We start from the raw sequence: 23301 nt of genomic DNA, 5'->3' as shown, positions 1-23301 counted from the left end.
GAGGGTGTGCGTGTCGAGGCTGTTGATCCGGCCGGGCGGCCCGTCGTCACCGTCGAGTCCCTCGCCTTCCGGCCGATCAACCAGGAGAGCCTCGCGGGTTCCCCGTCCTCCGCTGCGCGACTCCTGCGGATGCGGTGGGCGCCGGTGCCCGGTCTGACTGCGGACAGCGTCGGTGACCCTGCGCCGGAATGGGTGCTGGTGGGCGGCGACGCGGGCGATCACGCGGATCTTGCGTCGCTGAACCAGGCGTTGGAGAGCGGAGTCGCGGCACCCTCCATGGTGGTGCTCTCCTGCCCCGGTGCGTCCGGTGCGTCCGGTGCGTCCGGTGCGTTGGGCGCGGACGACGGAACCGACGCCGGGTACGAGGAGCCGGAAGCCGATCGTGCCGAGGCGATCCTCGTACGGCTGCTGACCGAGGTGCAGGCCTTCCTCGCCTCGCCCCACCTGGCCGACGCCCGGCTGTTGGTGCTCACCAGGGGGGCGGTGACCACGGAGGCGCCGGCGGCCACGGTGGACCCGGCCATGTCCGCGATCTGGGGCATGATCAGGTCGGCCCAGACGGAGCACCCGGATCGCTTCGTCCTCCTGGACCTCGACCCTCGGGACACGCGCGCCCAGGACGACATTCTTCGCGCACTGCCCCCGGCCGCCTTCCTGACCGCCGGTCTCGATCAGCTGGCGACGCGCGACGGTGAGGTCGTGGCGCCGGCCCTCGCCGAACTGGACGACACCGATCGGCTGCGGCTGCCCGCGAACGGACCGTGGCAGCTGTCGGCCGGGTCCGGCGGAACACTGACCGAGCTGGCCACGATCGCGCACCCGCGGGCCGCCGAAACCCTGCCGCCGGGCACGGTCCGGCTGTCGATGCGGGCCAACGGCCTGAACTTCCGAGACGTACTGATCGCGCTGGGCATGTACCCGGGCGAGGCAACGCTCGGCAGCGAGGGCTCCGGAGTGGTCACCGAGATCGGTCCGGACGTCACCGGTCTGACCGTCGGCGACCGTGTCATGGGCCTGATTCCGGAGTCGTTCGGCGATGTGGTGGTGGCCGACGCGCGGACCGTGGCACCGATCCCGGAGGAATGGTCGTTCGCCGAGGCGGCTTCCGTGCCCGTGGCGTTCCTGACCGCGCGTTATGCGCTGGGTGATCTGGCGGGTCTGTGTGCGGGGGAGCGGGTGTTGGTGCATGCGGGGGCTGGTGGTGTCGGGATGGCGGCCGTTCAGCTCGCGCGGCATCTGGGGGCGGAGGTCTTCGCGACGGCGCATCCGTCGAAGTGGGGGGCGCTGCGGGAGTTGGGGGTGGCGGAGGACCATGTCGCGTCTTCCCGTGATCTGGGTTTCCGTGCCGCGTTCCTTGAGGTGACGGGTGGTGCGGGGGTTGATGTGGTGCTGAACTCGCTTGCGGGTGAGTTCGTGGACGCTTCGCTCGAACTGCTGCCGCGGGGCGGCCGGTTCATCGAGATGGGCAAGACGGATGTGCGGGAGGCGGCGTCGCTTCCGTCCGGAGTCCGGTACCGCACCTTCGACCTCACCGAACCGGAACCCACCCGAATCGGGGACATGCTCTCCGAACTGCTCGCCCTCTTCGCGGAGGGCGAGCTCAAGCTCCTGCCGCTGACCGCGTGGGACATACGCCGGGCGCCCGCCGCGTTCCGCCACCTCAGCCAGGCCCGGCACGTGGGCAAGAACGTCCTGACCCTGCCCGTTCCGGTGGATCCGGAGGGGACGGTGTTGGTGACGGGTGGTACGGGTGTGTTGGGTGGGTTGGTGGCTGAGTGGTTGGTGTCGGTGTGTGGTGTGCGGCATGTGGTTCTTGTGGGTCGTCGGGGTGGGTCGGAGGGTGTGGCGGGGCTGGTTGGTCGTTTGGCGGGGTTGGGTGCTCGGGTTCGGGTGGTGGGGGTGGATGTGTCGTCCCGGGCCGGTGTGGTGGAGGCGTTGGGTGCGGTGGAGGTCGGGCATCCGTTGGTGGGTGTGGTGCATGCGGCTGGTGTGGTGGATGACGGGGTGGTGGGTTCGCTTTCGCCGGAGCAGGTGGGTTCGGTGATGGGGGGTAAGGCTGGGGGTGCGTGGTGGTTGCACAGGTTGACGGAGGGGCTGGATCTGTCGTTTTTCCTGGTGTTCTCGTCGTTGGCCGGTGTGGTTGGTTCGCCGGGGCAGGCGAACTATGCGGCGGCGAACGGGTTCCTGGATGGTTTGATGCAGTGGCGGCGGGCGCGTGGGCTGGTGGGTCAGTCGGTGGCCTGGGGGTTGTGGGACGTCACCGGCGGCATGGCCGGTGAGCTGACCAGGAGCGACGTGGCCCGGATGTCCCGCGGCGGAGTCACCGGACTCTCCGCGGCCGAAGGCACGGCACTGCTCGGTGCGGCGCGTGAGATGCCCGACGCCCTGATGATGGCCGCCCGCTGGGACTGGCAGGCCTGGGACTCCGCCGCCACGGTGCCCCAGCTCCTGCGCGGTCTCGTACGCGACGGGTCGCCCCGCAACCACCGGGGGCGCGGTCCCGTGACGGTGGACGCCAGGCGGAGGCTGAACCGGCTCTCGCGGAGCGAGGCCCTGTCGGCCGTCTCGGACGAGATCAGGGGCGAAGTCGCTTCTGTTCTGGGTTTTGGTTCTGTGGTGGATGTGCCGGTGGGGTTGGCGTTTCGGGAGATGGGTTTTGATTCGCTGACGGCTGTTGAGTTGCGTAATCGGTTGGGTGTGTTGTTCGGGGTTCGGCTTTCGGCGACGGTGGTTTTTGATTATCCGTCGGTGGGTGCGTTGGCTGAGTTCGTGTGTGGGTTGGTGCGGGTTGAGGGGGGTGTTGGCCGGGGGGTGTCCGGTGGGGTCTCGGGTGGGGTTCCGGTTGTTGATGCCGGTGATCCGGTGGTGATTGTGGGTGTGGGGTGCCGTTATCCGGGTGGGGTGGTTTCGGGTGAGGGTTTGTGGGGTCTGGTGGCGTCGGGTGGGGATGCGGTAGGTGGGTTCCCGGTTGATCGTGGCTGGGATCTCGGGGTGTTGGAGGGTGTGGGGGATGTGGTGCCGCGGGGTGGTGGGTTTGTTCATGGTGCGGGTTTGTTCGATGCGGGGTTTTTCGGGATAAGTCCGCGTGAGGCGTTGGCGATGGATCCGCAGCAGCGGTTGTTGTTGGAGGTGGTGTGGGAGGCGTTGGAGGATGCTGGTGTTGATGCGGGTGGTTTGCGGGGGAGTCGGACGGGTGTTTTTGCGGGGGTGATTCCGCAGGATTATGTGGCGCGTTTGTCTTCGGTGCCGGATGAGTCTGCGGGTTATGTGGGGATTGGTAATACGACGAGTGTGGTGTCGGGGCGGGTGGCGTATTCGTTTGGTTTTGAGGGTCCGGCGGTGACGGTGGACACGGCGTGTTCGTCGTCGTTGGTGTCGTTGCATTTGGCGGCGCAGGCGTTGCGGTCGGGTGAGTGTTCGTTGGCGTTGGCGGGTGGGGTGACGGTGATGTCGTCGCCGGCGACGTTTGTGGAGTTCGGCCGGCAGCGGGGGCTGGCTGGGGATGGTCGGTGCAAGGCGTTCGCGGGGGCTGCGGATGGTACGGGGTGGGGTGAGGGTGCTGGGGTTGTGGTGTTGGAGCGGTTGTCGGATGCGCGTCGTCTTGGGCATCGGGTGTTGGCGGTGGTGCGGGGTTCGGCGGTGAATCAGGATGGTGCGTCGAATGGTCTGACGGCTCCGAATGGTCCGTCGCAGCAGCGGGTGATTCAGCAGGCGTTGGCGAGTGCGGGTCTGTCGTCGGTGGATGTTGATGTGGTGGAGGCGCACGGTACGGGTACGAAGTTGGGTGATCCGATCGAGGCGCAGGCGTTGCTGGCGGCGTATGGGCAGGGGCGGGTGGAGGGGCGTCCGTTGTGGCTGGGGTCGGTGAAGTCGAATATCGGGCATACGCAGGCGGCGGCGGGTGTGGCCGGGGTCATCAAGATGGTGATGGCGATGCGGCACGGGTTGCTTCCGGAGACGTTGCATGTGGATGAGCCGTCGCCGCATGTGGACTGGTCGGCGGGTGAGGTGCGTCTGCTGACCGAGCCGGTCCCGTGGCGGGCAGAGGGCCGCCCGCGCAGGGCTGGGGTGTCCTCGTTCGGGGTGAGCGGAACCAACGCGCACGTCATCCTGGAGGAGCCCCCGGCTGCCGAGCCGAAGCCTGTCGCAGAGGGAGAGGCGCCCGTTCCGGTGGGTGTCGATCTGCTGCCGTGGGTGGTTTCGGGTCGTGATGTGGCTGGTCTGCGGGCTCAGGCGGCGCAGCTCGCGGGCTTTGTGCGGGCTCAGCGGGCGGCGGGTGCGGTGGACGGTCTCTGGCCGGCGGGAGTGGCGGCGGGTCTGGCGGGACGCGCGGGCCTGGAGCAGCGGGCGGTGGTGACCGGCGCGGACGTCGAGGCGTTGCTGTCGGGACTGGACGCTGTGGGAGCGGGCGAGCCGGCCGAAGGCGTCACCACCGGCGCAGCCACGCCCGGCTCCGGCGTCGTCTTCGTCTTCCCCGGACAAGGTGGACAGTGGGCGGGTATGGGGCGTGAACTCCTGGTCTCGTGGCCGGTGTTCGCCGATCGGCTGGCTGTGTGCGAGCGGGCGTTGGATCCGTTCGTGGACTGGTCGTTGCGTGAGGTGTTGACGGGTTCGGACGAGAAGTGGCTGGGCCGGGTGGATGTGGTCCAGCCGGTGTTGTGGGCGGTGATGGTGTCGTTGGCGGAGGTGTGGCGGGCGGCGGGTGTGGAGCCGGATGCCGTGGTCGGTCACTCGCAGGGGGAGATCGCCGCTGCTGTGGTGGCGGGTCGGCTGAGCGTGGAGGACGGCGCCCGGGTGGTGGCCCTGCGCTCGCGGGCGTTGCTGCGACTGTCGGGGCAGGGTGCGATGGCGTCCGTCGCCCTGGACGCGGTTGAGGTGGAGGGGATGCTGCCCGGGTCGGTGACCGTGGCGGCGGTGAACGCTCCGGGGCAGGTCGTGGTCAGTGGTCCGCCGGACGAGGTCGCCGAGCTTTGTGTACGGCTGGACGGGCAGGGGGTCCGTGCCCGTCGGATCGAGGTGGACTACGCCTCGCACCACGCCCAGGTGGAGGCGATCGAGGAGGAGTTGCGGGCCGGGCTGGAGGGACTGTCCTCGCACGGCAGCGAGGTGACGATGTGGTCGACGGTCACCGGTGAGCCTGTCGGGGACGAGGAGTTGGACGCCTCCTACTGGTACCGCAACCTCCGCGAGCCGGTACGGTTCGACGCCGCTGTCCGGGCCGCGCAGGCCCACCGTCACGCTCACTTCATCGAGTTGAGCCCCCACCCGGTGCTCGCGCTCGCGCTGTCGACCGTGCTCGCGGACGGTTCCGACGATGGCTACGGGCGGGTGTTGCACAGTCTGCGCCGGGGTGAGGCGGAGCGGGCGCAGTTGTTGCGGAGTCTGGGTGAGGCCTGGGCTGCTGGTCTGCCGGTGGGGTGGCGGGGGTTGCTGCCGGTTGTGGAGCCGGTGGCGTTGCCGACGTACGCCTTCCAGCGGGAGCGGTATTGGCTTGATGCTCCGCCGCCGGTTGCTGCGGTGGGTGCGGCTGGTTCCGGTGTGGACGGGTGGCGTTATCGGGTGGGGTGGACGCCGTTGGCGGTGCAGCATGCGGGTGGGCTGCCGCGGAAGTGGCTGCTGTTGTGCCAGGACGTGGCCGATGCGGGTGAGGCGCGGCAGGCGTTGGAGCAGGCGGGCGCCCAGGTCGAGGTACGGACCCTGCCGGACGACCACGACATCGATCGCGCCGGGATCGTTCAACTGCTCGCGGGCGCCGAGCACATCGCCTATCTGCCGGCCCGAGTTGACGGTGGCCGCAAGGCTGAGACCGAGCCCGCGCCAGGGATCGGGACAGGTACGGAGACCGAGACGGAGACCGGGGCCGACACAGAGACCGGGGCCGGGGCCGGGGTCCCGTCCGGTCTGTCGGCTCAGCTGGCTGTTCCGCTGATGGTGATGCAGGCCGTGGTGGAGGTGGAGGGCGCCAGGTTGTGGGTGGTGACCCGGGGTGCGGTGTCGGTGTCGGGGGGTGGTTCGGTTCCTGATCCGGTGCTGGCGGCTGTGTGGGGTCTGGGTCGGGTGTTCGGTCTTGAGCATGCGGGTCATTACGGTGGTCTGGTGGATGTGCCGGTTGTGTGGGGGGCCGGTACGGGTGGGTTGTTGGTGACGGCGTTGGCGCAGTCGGTGGAGGATCAGCTGGCTGTCGGTGCGGACGGGGTGTTCGTGCGCCGGTTGCGGCGTGCTCCGGCTTCGTTGTCCGGTCGTGGGGTGGGGTGGCGGCCGGGTGGGACGGTGCTGGTGACGGGTGGTACGGGGGGTTTGGGTTCGCATCTGGCGCGGTGGCTGGCGCGGAGCGGGGCTGAGCATGTGGTTCTGGTCAGCCGGTCGGGTCGGCGGGCTGAGGGGGCGGTCGCCTTGGCGGAGGAGTTGGCGGCGGCCGGTACTCCGACCACGGTCAGGGCGTGTGACATCACGGACGCGACGCAGCTCGCCGAGGTCCTGGGGTGCACTGACCACCCGCCCATCACCACCGTCATCCACGCAGCGGCGACGATCGAGCTCGCCCACCTGCGTGACGCGACACCGGAGCACCTGAGCACCGTCCTGGACGCCAAGTGCACCGGCGCCGCTCACCTGGCCGATCTGCTCGGAGCCCACCACCCCGATGTCCGGCTGGTGCTGTTCTCCTCGATCGCCGGGATCTGGGGCAGCGGGGTGCACGGAGCGTACGCCGCGGCGAACGCGTACCTCGACGCACTGGCCGAGAGCCGGGCCGCGACCCAGCCGATCACCTCCGTTGCGTGGGGCATCTGGGACACCGAGCTGGCTCTGGGGCGTGTGGACCCCGATCAGATGTACCGCCAGGGGCTGCCGTTCCTCGACCGTGACCGGGCGCTGGACGCGCTCGCGCAGGTTCTCGCCGAGGAAGAAACGGTCCTCGCGATCGCCGAGGTCGACTGGCCCACCTTTGTGCCGGTCTTCACCGCGGCGAGGCCGCGGCCACTGCTCTCCGAGCTGCCCGACGTACGGGCTCTCGAATCCGCCGAGCAGGAGGGCACGGCTCCGACCGCATCCTCCTCGGCCCTGGTGGAGAGGCTGGCCACGGCGACCGAGGCCGAGCGGGACGCGGCGCTGCTCGACATGGTCCGGACAGAGGCGGCATCCGTCCTCGGCCACACCGGCCTGGACGACATCGGCCCCCACCGGGCGCTCCGCGACGTCGGGTTCGACTCGCTGACCGCCGTCGACCTCCGCAACCGGCTCGGCGCCAAGCTCGGTGTCCGGCTGCCCGCCACGGTGGTCTTCGACTATCCCAGCCCGCAGGCTCTCGCCGCCTTCCTCAAGGCCGAGGTGTGGGGCGGCGCCCCCGTCACCGACAGCACCCCCCGGCCCGTGGCGTTCGACAGCGAGCCTCTCGCCATCGTCGGGATGAGCTGCCGTCTCCCCGGTGGCGTGCACTCCGCCGAGGACCTCTGGAACCTCCTCTCCGAACAGCGCGAGACGGTCTCGGGATTCCCCGCCGACCGGGGATGGGACGCCGGCTCGCTCCACCGCCCGGACCGGGAAGGCTCGAACGGCGTGTCCGCCCGAGGCGGAGGCTTCCTGCACGACGCGGCCTTCTTCGATCCGGAGTTCTTCGGCATCAGTCCCCGTGAGGCCCGCGCGATGGACCCGCAGCAGCGGCTGCTCCTGGAGACCGCCTGGGAGGCCTTCGAACACGCGGGGATCGACCCGGAGTCGTTGGCGGGAACCCCGACCGGCGTCTTCGTGGGCTCCAACTACCAGGACTACGGTGCGAACCTGGCAGCCGTTCCGGACGGAACCGAGGGACACCTGCTCACCGGCGGTGCGTCCAGCGTGCTGTCCGGTCGCATCGCCTACACCTTCGGCCTCGAAGGGCCGGCGGTCACGGTCGACACGGCGTGCTCGTCGTCGCTGGTCGGTGTGCACCTGGCGACCCAGGCCCTGCGGCTCGGTGAGTGCTCGCTCGCGCTCGCCGGAGGCGTCGCCGTCATGGGATCGCCGGGAGCCCTGCTCGCGTTCAGCAAGCAGGGCGCGCTGTCGCCGGACGGTCGCTGCCGGTCCTTCTCCGCCGAGGCGGACGGCATGGGCATGGCCGAGGGCGTCGGCCTGCTGCTGCTGGAGCGGTTGTCGGACGCGGTGGCCAATGGTCACCAGGTGCTGGCCGTGGTACGGGGCTCCGCGGTGAACCAGGACGGTGCGTCGAACGGCCTGACCGCGCCGAACGGCCCCTCGCAGCAGCGCGTGATTCGCCAAGCCCTGGCGAACGCGCAGGTCGACGCCGGAGAGGTCGACGCCGTGGAGGCCCATGGCACGGGTACGACGCTGGGTGACCCGATCGAGGCGCAGGCCCTGCTGGCCACGTACGGCAAGGACCGGCCGGAGGGCCGCCCGCTGTGGCTGGGCTCGGTCAAGTCGAACATCGGCCACACGCAGGCCGCCTCCGGCGTGACCGGGGTCATCAAGATGGTGATGGCGCTGCGGCACCACGCGCTCCCGGCCACGCTGCACGCCGACACCCCGTCACCGCACGTGGACTGGGCGACGGGGGACGTAAGGCTGCTGACCGAGCCGGTGCCGTGGCTGGCCGACGGCCGCCCGCGCCGGGCAGGTGTGTCTTCGTTCGGGGTCAGTGGGACCAACGTCCATCTGATCCTGGAGGAGGCGCCCGCGGCACAGGCCCCGACGGCGGAGGGGCCGACGACAGGGGCGCCCGAGGAGGGAGAAGCACCGCGGACGGCGGCGCTGCTCGATGCGGGGCCGGTGCCCTGGGTGGTTTCGGGCCGCGGAGATGCGGGCCTGCGGGGGCAGGCGGCGCGGTTGGCGAGCTTCGTACGGGCTGCCCAGCAGGCCGCGGGTGAGGTCGACCGCGAGTGGATCGCGGGCCTGGCCTCCGGGCTGGCGGGCAGGTCCGCTCTTGAGCAGAGGGCCGTGGTCCTCGGCGCGGACGTTCATGAACTGCTGGCGGATCTCGACGAACTGGCCGAGACAGGTCGGCCGTCGCCCAGGCGGACGACCGACCCCGGCGTGGTTTTCGTCTTCCCCGGACAAGGTGGTCAGTGGATCGGGATGGGGCGTGAACTCCTGCCCGCATGCCCGGTGTTCGCCGATCGGCTGGCTGAGTGCGAGCGGGCGCTGGACCCGTTCGTGGACTGGTCGTTGCGTGAGGTGCTGTCGGGTGGGGAGCGGGAGTGGTTGGGCCGGGTGGATGTGGTTCAGCCGGTGTTGTGGGCGGTGATGGTGTCGTTGGCGGAGGTGTGGCGGGCGGCGGGTGTGGAGCCGGATGCCGTGGTCGGTCATTCGCAGGGGGAGATCGCGGCTGCTGTGGTGGCGGGTCGGTTGAGCGTGGAGGACGGTGCCCGGGTGGTGGCCCTGCGCTCGCGGGCGTTGCTGCGACTGTCGGGGCAGGGGGCGATGGCGTCCGTCGCCCTGGACGCGGTTGAGGTGGAGGGGGTGCTGCCCGGGTCGGTGACGGTGGCGGCGGTGAACGCTCCGGGGCAGGTCGTGGTCAGTGGTCCGCCGGATGAGGTCGCCGAGTTGTGCGTACGGCTGGAGGGGCAGGGGGTCCGTGCGCGTCGGATCGAGGTGGACTATGCCTCGCACCACGCCCAGGTGGAGGCGATCGAGGAGGAGTTGCGGGCCGGGCTGGAGGGACTGTCCTCGCACGGCAGCGAGGTGACGATGTGGTCGACGGTCACCGGTGAGCCGGTCGGTGACGAGGAGTTGGACGCCTCCTACTGGTACCGCAACCTCCGCGAGCCGGTACGGTTCGAGACCGCCGTCCGGGCCGCGCACGACCATGGCCGGGGCGTGTTCGTCGAGGTCGGTCCGCACCCGGTGCTCGGACTCGCGCTGTCGACCGTACTCGGTGAGGGCGAGAGCGACGGCGAGGGGCGAGTGCTGCACACCCTGCGGCGCGACCAGTCCGAGACCGCACAGTTGCTCAGCAGCCTGGGCGAGGCCTGGGCCGCCGGTCTTCCGGTGGCGTGGCGGGACCTGCTGCCCGCCGCGGAACCGGTGGCGTTGCCGACGTACGCCTTCCAGCGACAGCGCTACTGGCTCGACGCGCCCGCCATCGCGGTGGACGCCGCGCAGCCGGTCGGAGCCTCCCCGAGTGACGCGTGGCGCTACCGCGTGGGATGGACACCGCTGGCCGCCCAGCAGGCCGACCGGCTCCACCGGCGGTGGTTGCTTCTCTGCCACGAGGAGGCCGACGCTCACGAGGTGCAGCAGGCGCTGGAGCAAGCCGGCGCGAAGGTCGACGTACGGGTGCTGCCCGGCGCGGCCGACGCCGCCCCCGAGATCGACCGGGCCGGTGTCGCTGAGCTGCTGCGGGGCGCGGAGCACATCGCGTACCTGCCGGCCGGCCTGGACCGGAGTCATCCGGACCATCCTGGCCTGCCCGTCGGGCTGGCGGCCCTGCTCACGGTCGTGCAGGCAGTCGTGGAGCAGGAGGGAGCACGGCTGTGGGTGCTGACCCGTGGCGCCGTGAACGCGCCCGGGACCGGCGGGGCTCCTGACCCGGCGGCGGCAGCGGTGTGGGGGCTCGGCCGGGTCTTCGGGCTCGAACACCCCGACCACTACGGCGGTCTGATCGACCTGCCCGCCCTCTGGCAGCCCCGCACGGGTGGCCAGTTGGCCGCCGCGCTGGCCGAGCCGGTCGAGGACCAGATCGCCCTGCGCGCGGACGGAACCTTCGCCCGCCGGCTCCAGCACGCTCCGGCGCCCCCGCGCGGTGACCAGGAGTGGAAGCCCAGGGGCACGGCGCTGATCACCGGCGGCACCGGAGCGCTCGGCGCCCATCTGGCGCGCTGGCTGGCCCGGAACGGCGCCGAGCGGATCCTTCTGGTCAGCCGCACCGGGCCGGACGCGCCCGGCGCCGACGACCTGGCCCGCGAGCTGACGGATCAGGGCACCCCCACCACCGTCGTCGCCTGCGACATCGCCGACCCCCAGCAGGTGGCCGCGCTGTTCGACAGCTGCGACGGCCACCCGCCGGTCACCACGGTCATCCACGCGGCCGGGGTACCGCAGCGCACCACGTTGCAGGAGTCGGATCCCGCCGCGTTCGCCGAGCTGCTGCGGGCCAAGGTGACCGGCACGCACCACCTCCTCGCGGCGCTCGACGAGCACCCCGCCGACGAACTGGTGCTGTTCTCCTCCAACTCGGGCGTCTGGGGCAGCGGACTGCACGGTGCGTACGCCGCAGCCAACGCCTACCTGGACGCGGTGGCGGAGCAACAGCGTGAGCAGGGCCGACGGGCGATCTCGGTCGCCTGGGGCCTCTGGGGCGGCGGGGGCATGGCGGAGGGCGACGGCGAGGAGTACCTGTCGCGCGTCGGCATCCGCCCGATGGCGCCCGACCTGGCCGTCGCGGCCCTGCACGAGGCGCTCACCCTTGACGAGACGTTCGTGGCCGTGGCCGACGTGGACTGGGAGCGGTTCGTTCCCACCTACACCGTGGCCCGGCGTCGTCCTCTCATCGAGGACCTGCCCGAGGTCCGGCGACTGGCCGGGGCCAGGGACACGGCGACCGCCGACGCGCCCGACGACGAAGCGCAGTCGTTGCGCGGCCGCCTGGCCGGACTGAACGCCGACGACCAGTACGCCGAACTGCTGGCGATCGTGCAGCGCGAGGCCGCGAAGGTCCTCGAACTCCGGGATCCCGAGGCGGTCGCGGAGCAGCGTGCGTTCCGCGAGCTCGGATTCGACTCGGTGATGGCGGTCGAGGTGCGGAACCGGCTGAGGAGGCTCTCCGGACGGCAACTGCCCGCCACCCTGGTGTTCGATCACCCCACGCCGGGCGCTGTGGTGACGTACCTGCGCGGAGCGATGTTCCCGGACGATGCCGAGGCCGTGACGTCACCGCTCGCGCAGATCGAGCGACTGGAGAAGTCCCTGCTGAGCGGGGACCGCCCCGACAGCCGCGAGAAGGCGCGCATCACGCTGCGCCTCCAGTCCCTCCTCGAGACGTGGCGGGGCGAGGGTGACGAGCAGAGGGAGGGACGAGAAGACTCGGGAGCGCAGCCGTTCGAATCCGCGACCCCCGACGAAGTATTCGACTTCATTGACAAGGAGCTTGGTCAGCGCTGACCGCGACCAGCCCCGTTGGACTCCGGCGATTGAGAATGTGATGACGGACCAGGACAAGTTGTTCGAATACCTCAAGCGGGTAACCGGTGAGCTGAAGCAGACGAGGGAACGCCTCCTGCGGTACGAGTCGGGCGAGCACGAGCCGATCGCCGTGGTGGCGATGAGCTGCCGGCTTCCGGGCGGGGTACGCAGCCCCGAGGACCTGTGGAGGCTGGTGGCCGACGGGGCGGACGCCATCACGGCGTTTCCGCGGGACCGTGGCTGGCCGGTCGACGAACTGTACGACCCCGAGCCCGGTCGGCCGGGCAAGACGTACGCCCGCGAAGGCGGCTTCGTCGAGGACGTGGCCGACTTCGACGCCGAACTGTTCGGGATCAGTCCGCGCGAGGCCCTCAGCATGGATCCGCAGCAGCGGCTGCTGCTGGAGTCCGCGTGGGAGCTGTTCGAACGCGCGGGCCTGGACCACACCGCTCTCCGGTCCAGCTCCACCGGTGTCTTCGTCGGCGCGGGCTTCCAGGGCTACGGCAGCCACGCGGACTCCTCCGACGGCTATCTGTTGACCGGCTCCACAGGAAGTGTGGTGTCGGGCCGTCTCGCGTACGTGTTCGGGCTGGAGGGTCCGGCGGTGACGGTGGACACGGCGTGTTCGTCGTCGCTGGTGGCGCTGCATCTGGCGGCGCAGGCGCTGCGGGCGGGTGAGTGTTCGTTGGCGCTCGCCGGTGGTGTGACCGTGATGTCGACGCCGGGTGCGTTCGTGGAGTTCAGCCGCCAGCGCGGGATGGCACCGGACGGGCGCTGCAAGCCGTTCGCGGCTGCCGCGGACGGCACGGGCTGGGGCGAGGGCGTCGGCCTGCTGCTGCTGGAGCGGTTGTCGGACGCTCGCCGCAACGGACATCAGGTGCTGGCCGTGGTGCGGGGCTCCGCGGTGAACCAGGACGGTGCGTCGAACGGCCTCACAGCACCGAACGGACCTTCACAACAGCGGGTGATCCAGCAGGCGTTGGCGAGCGCCGGTCTCGGTCCGGATCAGATCGACGCGGTGGAGGCCCACGGAACGGGTACGACCCTGGGCGACCCGATCGAGGCGCAGGCGCTGCTGGCGACCTATGGCCAGGACCGGCCGGAGGGGCGTCCGTTGTGGCTGGGTTCGGTGAAGTCGAACATCGGGCATACGCAGTCCGCCGCAGGTGTGGCCGGGGTCATCAAGATGGTGATGGCGATGCGGCACGGGCGACTGCCGGAGACGTTGTACGTCGACGAGCCGTCGCCGCACGTGGACTGGTCGGCGGGTGACGTGCGCCTGCTGACCGAGCCGGTGGCCTGGTCGGGGGAGGAGCGCCCGCGCCGGGCCGGGGTGTCCTCGTTCGGGGTGAGCGGAACGAACGCCCACGTGATCCTGGAAGAAGCACCCGCTCTCGAACCCGCTTCCGAGCCCACGGTGGCGGTGCCGGGTCCGGTGCCGTGGTTGGTGTCCGGGCGTGGGGATGCGGGTCTGCGGGGGCAGGCGGCGCGGCTTGCGGAGTTCGTACAGGGTCGTGATCAGGACGTTGATGTCGCGGGTGTGGCTGCGGCGTTGATGGGCCGTGCGGTGTTGGAGAACCGTGCGGTGGTGGTGGGTGAGGGTGTCGCTGATCTTGTCGCTCGGCTGGATGTGCTGGCTGGTGGTGGGTTGGTTGATGGTGTGGTGTGTGGGTCGCCGGTGGGTGGGAAGTCGGCGGTGTTGTTCACGGGGCAGGGTTCGCAGTTTGCTGGTATGGGTGCGGGTTTGTATGGGCGTTTTGGTGTGTTCGCCGGTGTGGTGGACGAGGTGTGTGCGGTGGCGGACGGGTTGTTGCCGGAGCCGTTGCGTCCGGTGTTGTTCGGTGAGGGTGGCCGGGGTGGGCTGATCGACCGGACGGTGTTCGCGCAGGTGGGGTTGGTCGCGTTGGAGGTGGGGTTGTGGCGGGTTCTGGTGGAGTGTGGTGTTCGGGCGGATGTTCTGGTGGGGCATTCGGTCGGTGAGGTCAGTGCGGCGGTGGCTTCGGGTGTGCTGAGTCTGGCTGATGCGGTGCGGTTGGTGTGTGTGCGTGGCCGGTTGATGGAGGAGGTTCCGGCCGGTGGGGTGATGGTGTCGGTTGCTGCTCCGGAGGAGGTGGTCCGGGGGCGGGTTGTGGGGGTTGCGGGGGTGTGGGTTGCCGCGGTGAACGCGCCGGGGTCGGTGGTCCTGGCGGGTGAGGAGGGTGCTGTCCGTGGTGTGGTGGACGGTCTGGTAGCTGAGGGTGTGCGGACCCGCTGGCTCCCGGTGAGTCACGCGTTCCACACGCCGTTGATGGATCCGGTGCTGGAGGAGTTCTCCCGGGAGATAGCCGGCTTGTCGTTCCAGGAGCCCCGGATTCCGGTGGTGTCGACGGTGACCGGTGAGGTCGCGGGGGCTGGTTTCGGGAGCGCGGGCTACTGGGTGGAGCATGCCCGGCGGCCGGTCCGTTTCGCTGATGCGGTTGGTGTGGCGCGGGGCTTGGGGGTGCGGGTGTGGGCGGAGGTCGGTCCGCAGCCGGCGCTGTCCGCTGCGTTGGATGTGCGTGAGGGTGAGGTCGTCGCGAGCTTCCTGCGGCGCGACCGTGACCAGGCGACGAGCTTGCTGACGGGACTCTCCCGGCTCCACGTCCACGGGGTCGATGTGGCGTGGGACCAGTGGGTTTCCCGTACGGGGCCGCTGGTGGAGGTGCCGACGTACGCCTTCCAGCGGCGTCGTTATTGGTTGGAGGGGTCGGCACGGTCCGTGGTGGGGTCGGATGTCGATGCCAGTACGGCGGAGTTCTGGGAGGCGGTCGAGCGTAATGATCTGAGGGCTCTGGGTCTGGACGGTGACACGCCCTCCGACAGGGTTCTCCCGGTTCTGACGGAGTGGCGGCGTGGCCGTCGCGAACACCATGCGCTGGCCGGGCTGCGCTACCACGTCACCTGGAAACCAGTGCCCGAGCCTGCCGCCCCCACCACCCTGACCGGCACCTGGCTCGTACTCACCCGGCCCGACGACCAGGCCCCCGAAGTCATCGGCGCAGTCGGCCGGGCCGGCGGGCAGACCGTCCGGATCACCGTCCCCGTGGACGTCACGGACGAGGAACTGTCGCGGCGGCTGATCGCGGTGTCCGGCGACACCATCACGCCGAGCGGGGTTCTCTCCCTCCTCGCCGTGGCGGACGGCGCGGGAGCGGAAACGGAACCGGAAGCCTTTCCGGACCTGCTGCCCGGGACGGTGACCGACACCGTCACCCTGCTCCGAGCCTTGGACGCTGCCGGTGTCGACGCACCCCTGTGGTCGGTGACCCGCGGTGCTGTCAGCACGAGCGACGACGAACCGACGCGTGACCCCGCCGCCGCGCTGGTATGGGGCATGGGCCGGGTGGCCGCCCTGGAACAGCCCGGCCGGTGGGGAGGCCTGATCGATCTTCCGGCGGTGACGGACGAGAACACCTACGACCTGGTCTGCCGGGTCCTCGCCGGTACGGACCGAGAGGACCAGGTCGCGATCCGTGCCACCGGGGTGCTGGCACGCCGGATAAGCAGGGCGGACGGCGCGGCCGGGACCGCGACGACCTGGCGGCCCCGGGGCACCGCGTTGATCACGGGCGGCACCGGTGCCCTCGGAGGGCACGTCGCGAGGTGGCTGGTGGGGCAGGGCGTCGAACACGTCGTCCTGTTGGGACGCCGAGGCTCCGACGCCCCGCAGGCCGCGGCGTTGCGTGACGAACTCACCGCTGCGGGAGCTCGCGTCACCGTCGCCGCCTGCGACGTGGCGGACCGCGATCAGCTGCACGAGGTGGTGCGCAAGGTCCGGGCCGACGGCGCGGAGATCCGCGTCGTGGTGCACGCCGCCGGCCTGGGCCTGACCGGCGCGCTGTCGGAGGTGCGACCCGAAGAGTTCCGCCGGACCATGGCCGCGAAGGCACTCGGCGCGCTCCACCTCGACGCCCTCTTCGGCCGGTCCGACCTCGACGCCTTCGTACTCTTCTCCTCGATCGCGGGCATCTGGGGCAGCGGCGGCCAGAGCGCGTACGCGGCGGCGAACGCGTTCCTCGACGCCCTGGCCCGGCACCGCCGTGGCCGCGGGCTGACCGCGACCTCGGTGGCCTGGGGCGCCTGGGCCGGGGACGGCATGGCGGAGGGTGACGCCGCAGTGCAGCTCGCCCGCCGGGGCATCACCACGATGCCGGTCGACCGGGCGCTGAGCGCACTCCGGCAGATCCTCGACCGGGACGAGACCACGGCCACGGTCGCCGACGTCGACTGGAGCCGTTTCGCCCGGACCTACCTGACGGTCCGCGACAGCCGCCTGTTCGACGAGATCGCGGAGGCACGGGAGGCGCAGGCGGGGGAGCCGGCCGACGACGGGAAGGGGGCCGGCGACACTCCGCTGACCGGCCGGCTGCGCTCTCTCGACGAGGCCGCACAGCACCACGCGCTACTCGACGTGGTCCGCACGGCGGCGGCCGAGGTGCTGGGCCACACCGGACCGACGGACATCCACGAGGACCGGGCTTTCCGCGACCTCGGCTGCGACTCGCTGACCGCTGTCGAAGTCCGCGATCGTCTCCGCGCCGCCACCGGCCTGCGCCTCCCGGCCACCCTGCTGTTCGACCACCCCACACCACGGGTGCTCGCCGCGCATCTTCGGACGGAGCTGTTCGGCGCTCCCACCGCCGCCGTCCCCGCGCTTCCTTCGCCGGCCGGCGCACCGATGGACGACGACCCCATCGCCATCGTCGGGATGAGCTGCCGGTACCCCGGCGACGTGCGTTCGCCCGAGGACCTCTGGCGGCTGGTCGCGACGGGCGACGACACTCTGACCGACTTCCCGACCAACCGGGGCTGGGACCTGTCGGCCCTCTTCCACGACGACCCGGACCGCCCGGGAACCAGCTATGCCACCACCGGCAGCTTCCTGCACGACGTCGACGAGTTCGACGCCGAGTTCTTCGGCATCAATCCGCGTGAGGCGCTGGCCATGGACCCGCAGCAGCGGCTGCTCCTTGAGGTGACCTGGGAGGCGTTGGAGCGTGCGCACATCGCACCGGAGTCCCTGCGCGCCAGCCCGACCGGTGTCTTCGTCGGCACCAACGGCCAGGACTACGTCTCCCTGCTGAGCGGCGCCGGGATCGCCGCCGAGGGGTACCTGGCGACCGGGAACGCGGCGAGTGTGGTGTCGGGCCGTCTCGCGTATGTGTTCGGGCTGGAGGGTCCGGCGGTGACGGTGGACACGGCGTGTTCGTCGTCGCTGGTGGCGCTGCACATGGCGGTGCAGTCGCTGCGTTCCGGCGAATGCTCGCTGGCGGTCGCCGGTGGTGTGACCGTGATGTCGACGCCGGGTGCGTTCGTGGAGTTCAGCCGCCAACGGGGCCTGGCGCCCGACGGACGGTGCAAGCCGTTCGCTGCGGGGGCCGACGGTACGGGCTGGGGCGAGGGCGCGGGTGTCCTGCTGCTGGAGCGGCTTTCCGCAGCGGTGGCGAACGGTCACCGGGTGCTCGGGGTGCTGCGTGGATCCGCGGTGAATCAGGACGGTGCGTCGAACGGTCTGACGGCGCCCAACGGCCCCTCGCAGCAGCGCGTGATCCGGCAGGCCCTCTCCAACGCCGGCCTGGGACCTGGTGACGTGGATGTCGTCGAGGCGCACGGTACGGGTACGAGCCTGGGTGATCCGATCGAGGCGCAGGCGTTGCTGGCGACGTACGGCCAGGACCGGGTGGAGGGGCGTCCGTTGTGGTTGGGGTCGGTGAAGTCGAACATCGGGCATACGCAGGCGGCGGCGGGTGTGGCCGGGGTCATCAAGATGGTGATGGCGATGCGGCACGGGCTGCTTCCGGAGACGTTGCATGTGGATGAGCCGTCGCCGCACGTGGACTGGTCGGCGGGTGAGGTGCGTCTGCTGACCGAGTCGGTCCCGTGGCGGGCAGAGGGCCGCCCGCGCAGGGCTGGGGTGTCCTCGTTCGGGGTCAGCGGAACGAACGCGCACGTGATCCTGGAGGAGGCGCCCGCGGTCGCACCTCTCCCCGAGCCCCCGGCCGACCACTCCGGCCCGGTGCCGTGGTTGGTGTCCGGGCGTGGGGATGCGGGCCTGCGGGGGCAGGCGGCGCGGCTTGCGGAGTTCGTACGGGGTCGTGATCAGGACGTTGATGTCGCGGGTGTGGCTGCGGTGTTGGTGGGCCGTGCGGTGTTGGAGAACCGTGCTGTGGTGGTGGGTGAGGGTGTCGCTGATCTTGTTGCTCGGCTGGATGTGCTGGCTGAGGGTGGGTCGGTTGACGGTGTGGTGTGTGGGTCGCCGGTGGGTGGGAAGTCGGCGGTGTTGTTCACGGGGCAGGGTTCGCAGTTTGCCGGTATGGGTGTGGAGTTGTATGGGCGGTTCGGGGTGTTCGCCGGTGTGGTGGACGAGGTGTGTGCGGTGGCGGACGGGTTGTTGCCGGAGCCGTTGCGTCCGGTGTTGTTCGGTGAGGGTGGCCGGGGTGGGCTGATCGACCGGACGGTGTTCGCGCAGGTGGGGTTGGTCGCGTTGGAGGTGGGGTTGTGGCGGGTTCTGGTGGAGTGTGGTGTTCGGGCGGATGTTCTGGTGGGGCATTCGGTCGGTGAGGTCAGTGCGGCGGTGGCTTCGGGTGTGCTGAGTCTGGCTGACGCGGTGCGGTTGGTGTGTGTGCGTGGTCGGCTGATGGAGGAGGTTCCGGCGGGTGGGGTGATGGTGTCGGTTGCTGCCCCGGAGGAGGTGGTCCGGGAACGGGTTGTGGGGGTTGCGGGGGTGTGGGTTGCCGCGGTGAACGCGCCGGGGTCGGTGGTCCTGGCGGGTGAGGAGGGTGCTGTCCGTGGTGTGGTGGACGGTCTGGTCGCTGAGGGTGTGCGGACCCGCTGGCTGCCGGTGAGTCACGCGTTCCACACGCCGTTGATGGATCCGGTGCTGGAGGAGTTCTCCCGGGAGATAGCCGGCTTGGCCTTTGAAGCGCCTCGGATACCTGTTGTCTCGACGGTGACGGGTGAGGTCGCTGGTGCTGGTTTCGGGTCTGCTGCGTACTGGGTGGAGCATGCCCGGCGTCCGGTCCGTTTCGCTGATGCGGTTGGTGTGGCGCGGGGGTTGGGGGTGCGGGTGTGGGCGGAGGTCGGTCCGCAGCCGGCGCTGTCCGCTGCGCTGGATGTGCGTGAGGGTGAGGTCGTCGCGAGTTTCCTGCGGCGCGACCGTGACCAGGCGACGAGCCTGCTGACGGGACTCTCCCGGCTCCACGTCCACGGGGTCGACGTGGCATGGGATTCCTGGTTGCCCCGAGGGACGGATTCCGTGGACCTACCGACCTACGCCTTCCAACGGCGTCGCTACTGGCCGGGCGGTTCCGTCGGAGCTTCCACCGGCTCGCTGTCGGGCGTGGGTCTGTCCGGCGCCGACCATCGTCTGCTCGGCGCACAGGTGACGGTCGCCGACGGCGCTGCGGTGTTCACTGGTCGGCTGTCGGTGTCCACGCAACCCTGGCTCGCCGACCATGCCGTATCCGGAACGGTCCTGCTTCCAGGGACCGCCTTCGTCGACTTCATGGCGCACGCCGGTCGGCGGGTCGGCAGCCCCCAGGTGGGGGAACTGACCCTCCAGGCACCGCTGGTACTGGCCGCGGACGGACCGGGCGTAGCGGTCCAGGTCGTCGTCGACGTCCCCGACGAACACGGGCGGCGGACCGTCGCGATCTACTCCCGCCCTGACAACGACACCGGTGACTGGACCCGGCACGGCGCCGGTATCCTCACCGAGGCGCCCCAGGCGACGGATGCAACGGAGGCGACCGAGACGTCCGACGCCCCCGGTGCTTCCTGGGATTGGCCCCGAGCCGCTGCCGAGATGTCGGGCGAGGACGTCTACGCCGGACTGTCGGAGGCGGGATTCGACTACGGTCCCGTCTTCCGGGGGCTGAAGCAGGTCTGGCAGGACGGCGAGGACATCTACGCGGAGGTCGTCCTGCCCGACGACCCGGCCGGCTTCGTCCTGCATCCGGCCCTGCTCGACGCCGCGCTGCACGCCCTCGCCGCCGACTCCGGCACGGGGCCCGGCGAAGCCGGTCTGCCCTTCGCGTTCACCGGTGTACGCGTGCACCGGCCGGGCGCCTCGACGCTGCGCGTACGGCTGCGCCGCCAGGAGCCCGACGGGGTCTCACTGGAGGCCGTCGACACTGCCGGTCACCTCGTGGCATCCATCGACTCGCTGGTGTTCCGGCCGGTCAGCCACGCCGACCTCGCCGCACCCGGGGCAGCCGACGGGGACGTACTGCACCTGCGATGGATACCGCTCCCGGAGCGCGCTCAGGAAGAGGCCCCGGGAGAGGCCCCGGAAGAGGCTCCAGGAGAGGTCCCGGTGGAGGCGCCTGGAGCAGAGCCGGTACGAAACCCGGCCGACGTGCGGCAGTACGGCGGTCATGTGCACGCCGTCCCGGACATCGTGGCGGCCTCCGCCGCGGTGCGCGCCGGAGCGGCCGAGCCGCACTGGGTGGTGCTGCCCTGCCGCGCCCCCGACGAGGGGACCGTCCCGGAGCGTGCGCGTGTCCTGACCGTATGGGTGCTCGGCCAGGTGCAGGCCTTCCTCGCCGCACCCGAGATGGCCGGGCGGAGGCTGGTCGTCCTGACCCGGGGCGCGGTCGCGGCCGACGAGAGCGACCGTGGCGTCGACGTGTCCGCCGCGGGCGTGTGGGGGCTGGTGCGCTCGGCACAGTCGGAACACCCGGACCGGCTGGTCCTGCTGGACGTCGACACCGAGGTGGGCGACGACGAGTGGCCCGCCGTGCTGTCCGCCCTCTCCGCCGCCCCGCTGCCCCAACTCGTCCGGCGGAGCGGGACGCTGTCGACACCGCGCCTGGAAGCGGCCGGTGACGGCGGGGACTTGACCGCCCCGCCCCAGGGCCACTGGCTCCTCACGCCGGGGTCGGGCGGCACGTCGGCCGAACTCGCCCTGGTGCCCCAGCCTTCGAACGCCGACGAACCGCTCGGCGAAGGCCTGGTCCGGGTGGCGGTGCGCGCGGCCGGCCTCAACTTCCGTGACGTGCTCATCTCGCTCGGCATGTACCCGGGGGCCGCATCGATCGGCGGCGAGGGTGCGGGCGTGGTCACCGAAGTGGGCCCGGGAGTGACGGGGACGGCGGTCGGGGACCGGGTGATGGGACTGCTGCCGGACTCGTTCGCCGACACGTCGGCGGCGGACGCCCGCATGGTCGTCCGCATGCCCGAGGACTGGACGTTCCAGGAGGCTGCTTCCGTTCCCATCGTCTTCCTGACCGCCCGTTATGCGCTGGGTGATCTGGCGGGTCTGTGTGCGGGGGAGCGGGTGTTGGTGCATGCGGGGGCTGGTGGTGTCGGGATGGCGGCCGTTCAGCTCGCGCGGCATCTGGGGGCGGAGGTCTTCGCGACGGCGCATCCGTCGAAGTGGGGGGCGCTGCGGGAGTTGGGGGTGGCGGAGGACCATGTCGCGTCTTCCCGTGATCTGGGTTTCCGTGCCGCGTTCCTTGAGGTGACGGGTGGTGCGGGGGTTGATGTGGTGCTGAACTCGCTTGCGGGTGAGTTCGTGGACGCTTCGCTCGAACTGCTGCCGCGGGGCGGCCGGTTCATCGAGATGGGCAAGACGGATGTGCGGGAGGCGGCGTCGCTGCCGTCCGGAGTCCGGTACCGCACCTTCGACCTCACCGAACCGGAACCCACCCGGATCGGGGACATGCTGAGCGAGCTGCTCACCCTGTTCCGGGACGGGGACCTGCGGCTCCTCCCGCTGACCTCGTGGGACGTACGAAGGGCCCCGGCCGCGTTCGGGCACGTGCGGCTGGCCCGGCACACCGGCAAGGTCGTTCTCAACGTACCCGCGCCGCTCGACCTCGACGGAACCGTCCTGATCACCGGCGGCACCGGAACGCTGGGCGCGCTGGTCGCCGAGCACCTGATCACCGCACACGGTGTGCGGCACCTCCTGCTCGCCGGCAGGCGCGGGCCACAGGCGCCCGGTGCCGAGGAACTCGTGGAGCGGTTGCGGGAGTACGGCGCCGACGTCCGCGTCGTGGCGGCCGATCTGGCGCACCGTGACGAGGCCGTGGACGTTCTCGCACAGGTCGGTACGGACCACCCGCTCACCGGAGTCGTGCACGCGGCGGGCATCGTCGACGACGGGGTCCTCGGCTCGCTGACGCCCGACCGGGTCGAACGGGTCATGGCAGCCAAGGCCGATGCTGCCTGGCATCTGCACGAGCTGACCCGGGACGCGGACCTGGCGATGTTCACCCTGTTCTCGTCCGCGTCCGGAGTGCTCGGCTCCCCGGGCCAGGCCAACTACGCCGCGGCCAACACCTTCCTCGACGCCCTGGCCGAGCACCGCAGGGCACGCGGTCTCGCGGCACAGTCCCTCTCCTGGGGTCTGTGGGCCCGGCGCAGCGCCATCAGCGGACACCTCGCCGACGCCGATCTGGCCCGGGTGGCCCGGTCCGGGATGCTGCCGCTCGGCGATGAGCACGGGCTGCGCCTGATGGACGGGGCGCGGGACCGCGGCGGACGGGCGCACGCCGTCCCGGTGCTGCTCGCACCCGGACACCGGCACACGCACCCGCTCCTCGCGCACCTCGAGGGGCCCTCGCTCCCGGCCCGAGACGCCACGCGTGGCAGCGGGGCCGGCGAACCGTCCGTACCGATCGCCGAGAGGCTCCGCGGGTTGTCGGCGGAGGAGCAGCGGCGCACGCTGCTGACCCTGGTGCGGGAACAGTCGGCGGCAGCCCTCGGGCACGAGTCCGCGGACGCCATCGGCGCCCACAAACCCTTCAAGGAACTGGGGTTCGACTCGCTCACGGGCGTCGAGGTACGCAACCGGCTCGGCGCCGTGACCGGGGTGACCCTGCGCGCGACCGTGGTGTTCGACTTCCCCACACCCGGCGCCCTCGCCGACCACCTGTGGGATGCCCTCCGCCCTGACGACGGTACGGGGGAACCCCCGATCATCGCCGACCTCGCCCGCCTGGAGGCCGCTCTGACGCAGGCACCGGACTCCGGTGACCTGCGCGACGAGATCACTGCCCGCCTTGAGGAGATCCTCTGGACCTGGCGGGACAGGGCTGGGGGAGGGCAGCCGGTCACCGAGGACGGCGACGAGGATCTGGCAGCCGCCACCGACGACGAGATGTTCGCCCTGATCGACGAGGAACTCGGCAGGCAGTGACCTGCGCTTTTCGCCTGCTTGCCAGC

General features: G+C 71.0%; 2 protein-coding genes. Both read left to right on the top strand.

Translation table 11 applies throughout. The features are described 5' to 3' along the window. Positions 1-6: 6 nt before the first annotated feature. The gene (locus DTB53_RS37860) at positions 7-12093 is read left to right on the top strand and encodes a type I polyketide synthase (RefSeq protein ID WP_218568187.1); all 12087 of its coding nucleotides are present in this window, start codon (positions 7-9) and stop codon (positions 12091-12093) included. A gap of 40 nt (positions 12094-12133) precedes the next feature. After that, positions 12134-23275: a type I polyketide synthase gene (locus tag DTB53_RS02505; protein WP_075025194.1), complete on the top strand. Its 11142-nt coding sequence runs from the start codon at positions 12134-12136 to the stop codon at positions 23273-23275. Positions 23276-23301 lie beyond the last annotated feature (26 nt).

Source organism: Streptomyces griseus (assembly GCF_900460065.1).
GTDB classification, from domain to species: Bacteria; Actinomycetota; Actinomycetes; order Streptomycetales; family Streptomycetaceae; genus Streptomyces; species Streptomyces griseus.
Note: the sequence above shows the minus strand (reverse complement) of the source record. Positions and strands in the feature narration are given on the sequence as shown.

What these genes read in the sequence shown, in the direction of transcription:
- DTB53_RS02505 (WP_075025194.1), top strand. Translation starts at nt 12,134, where the DNA reads ATGACGGACCAGGACAAGTTGTTCGAATACCTCAAGCGGGTAACCGGT.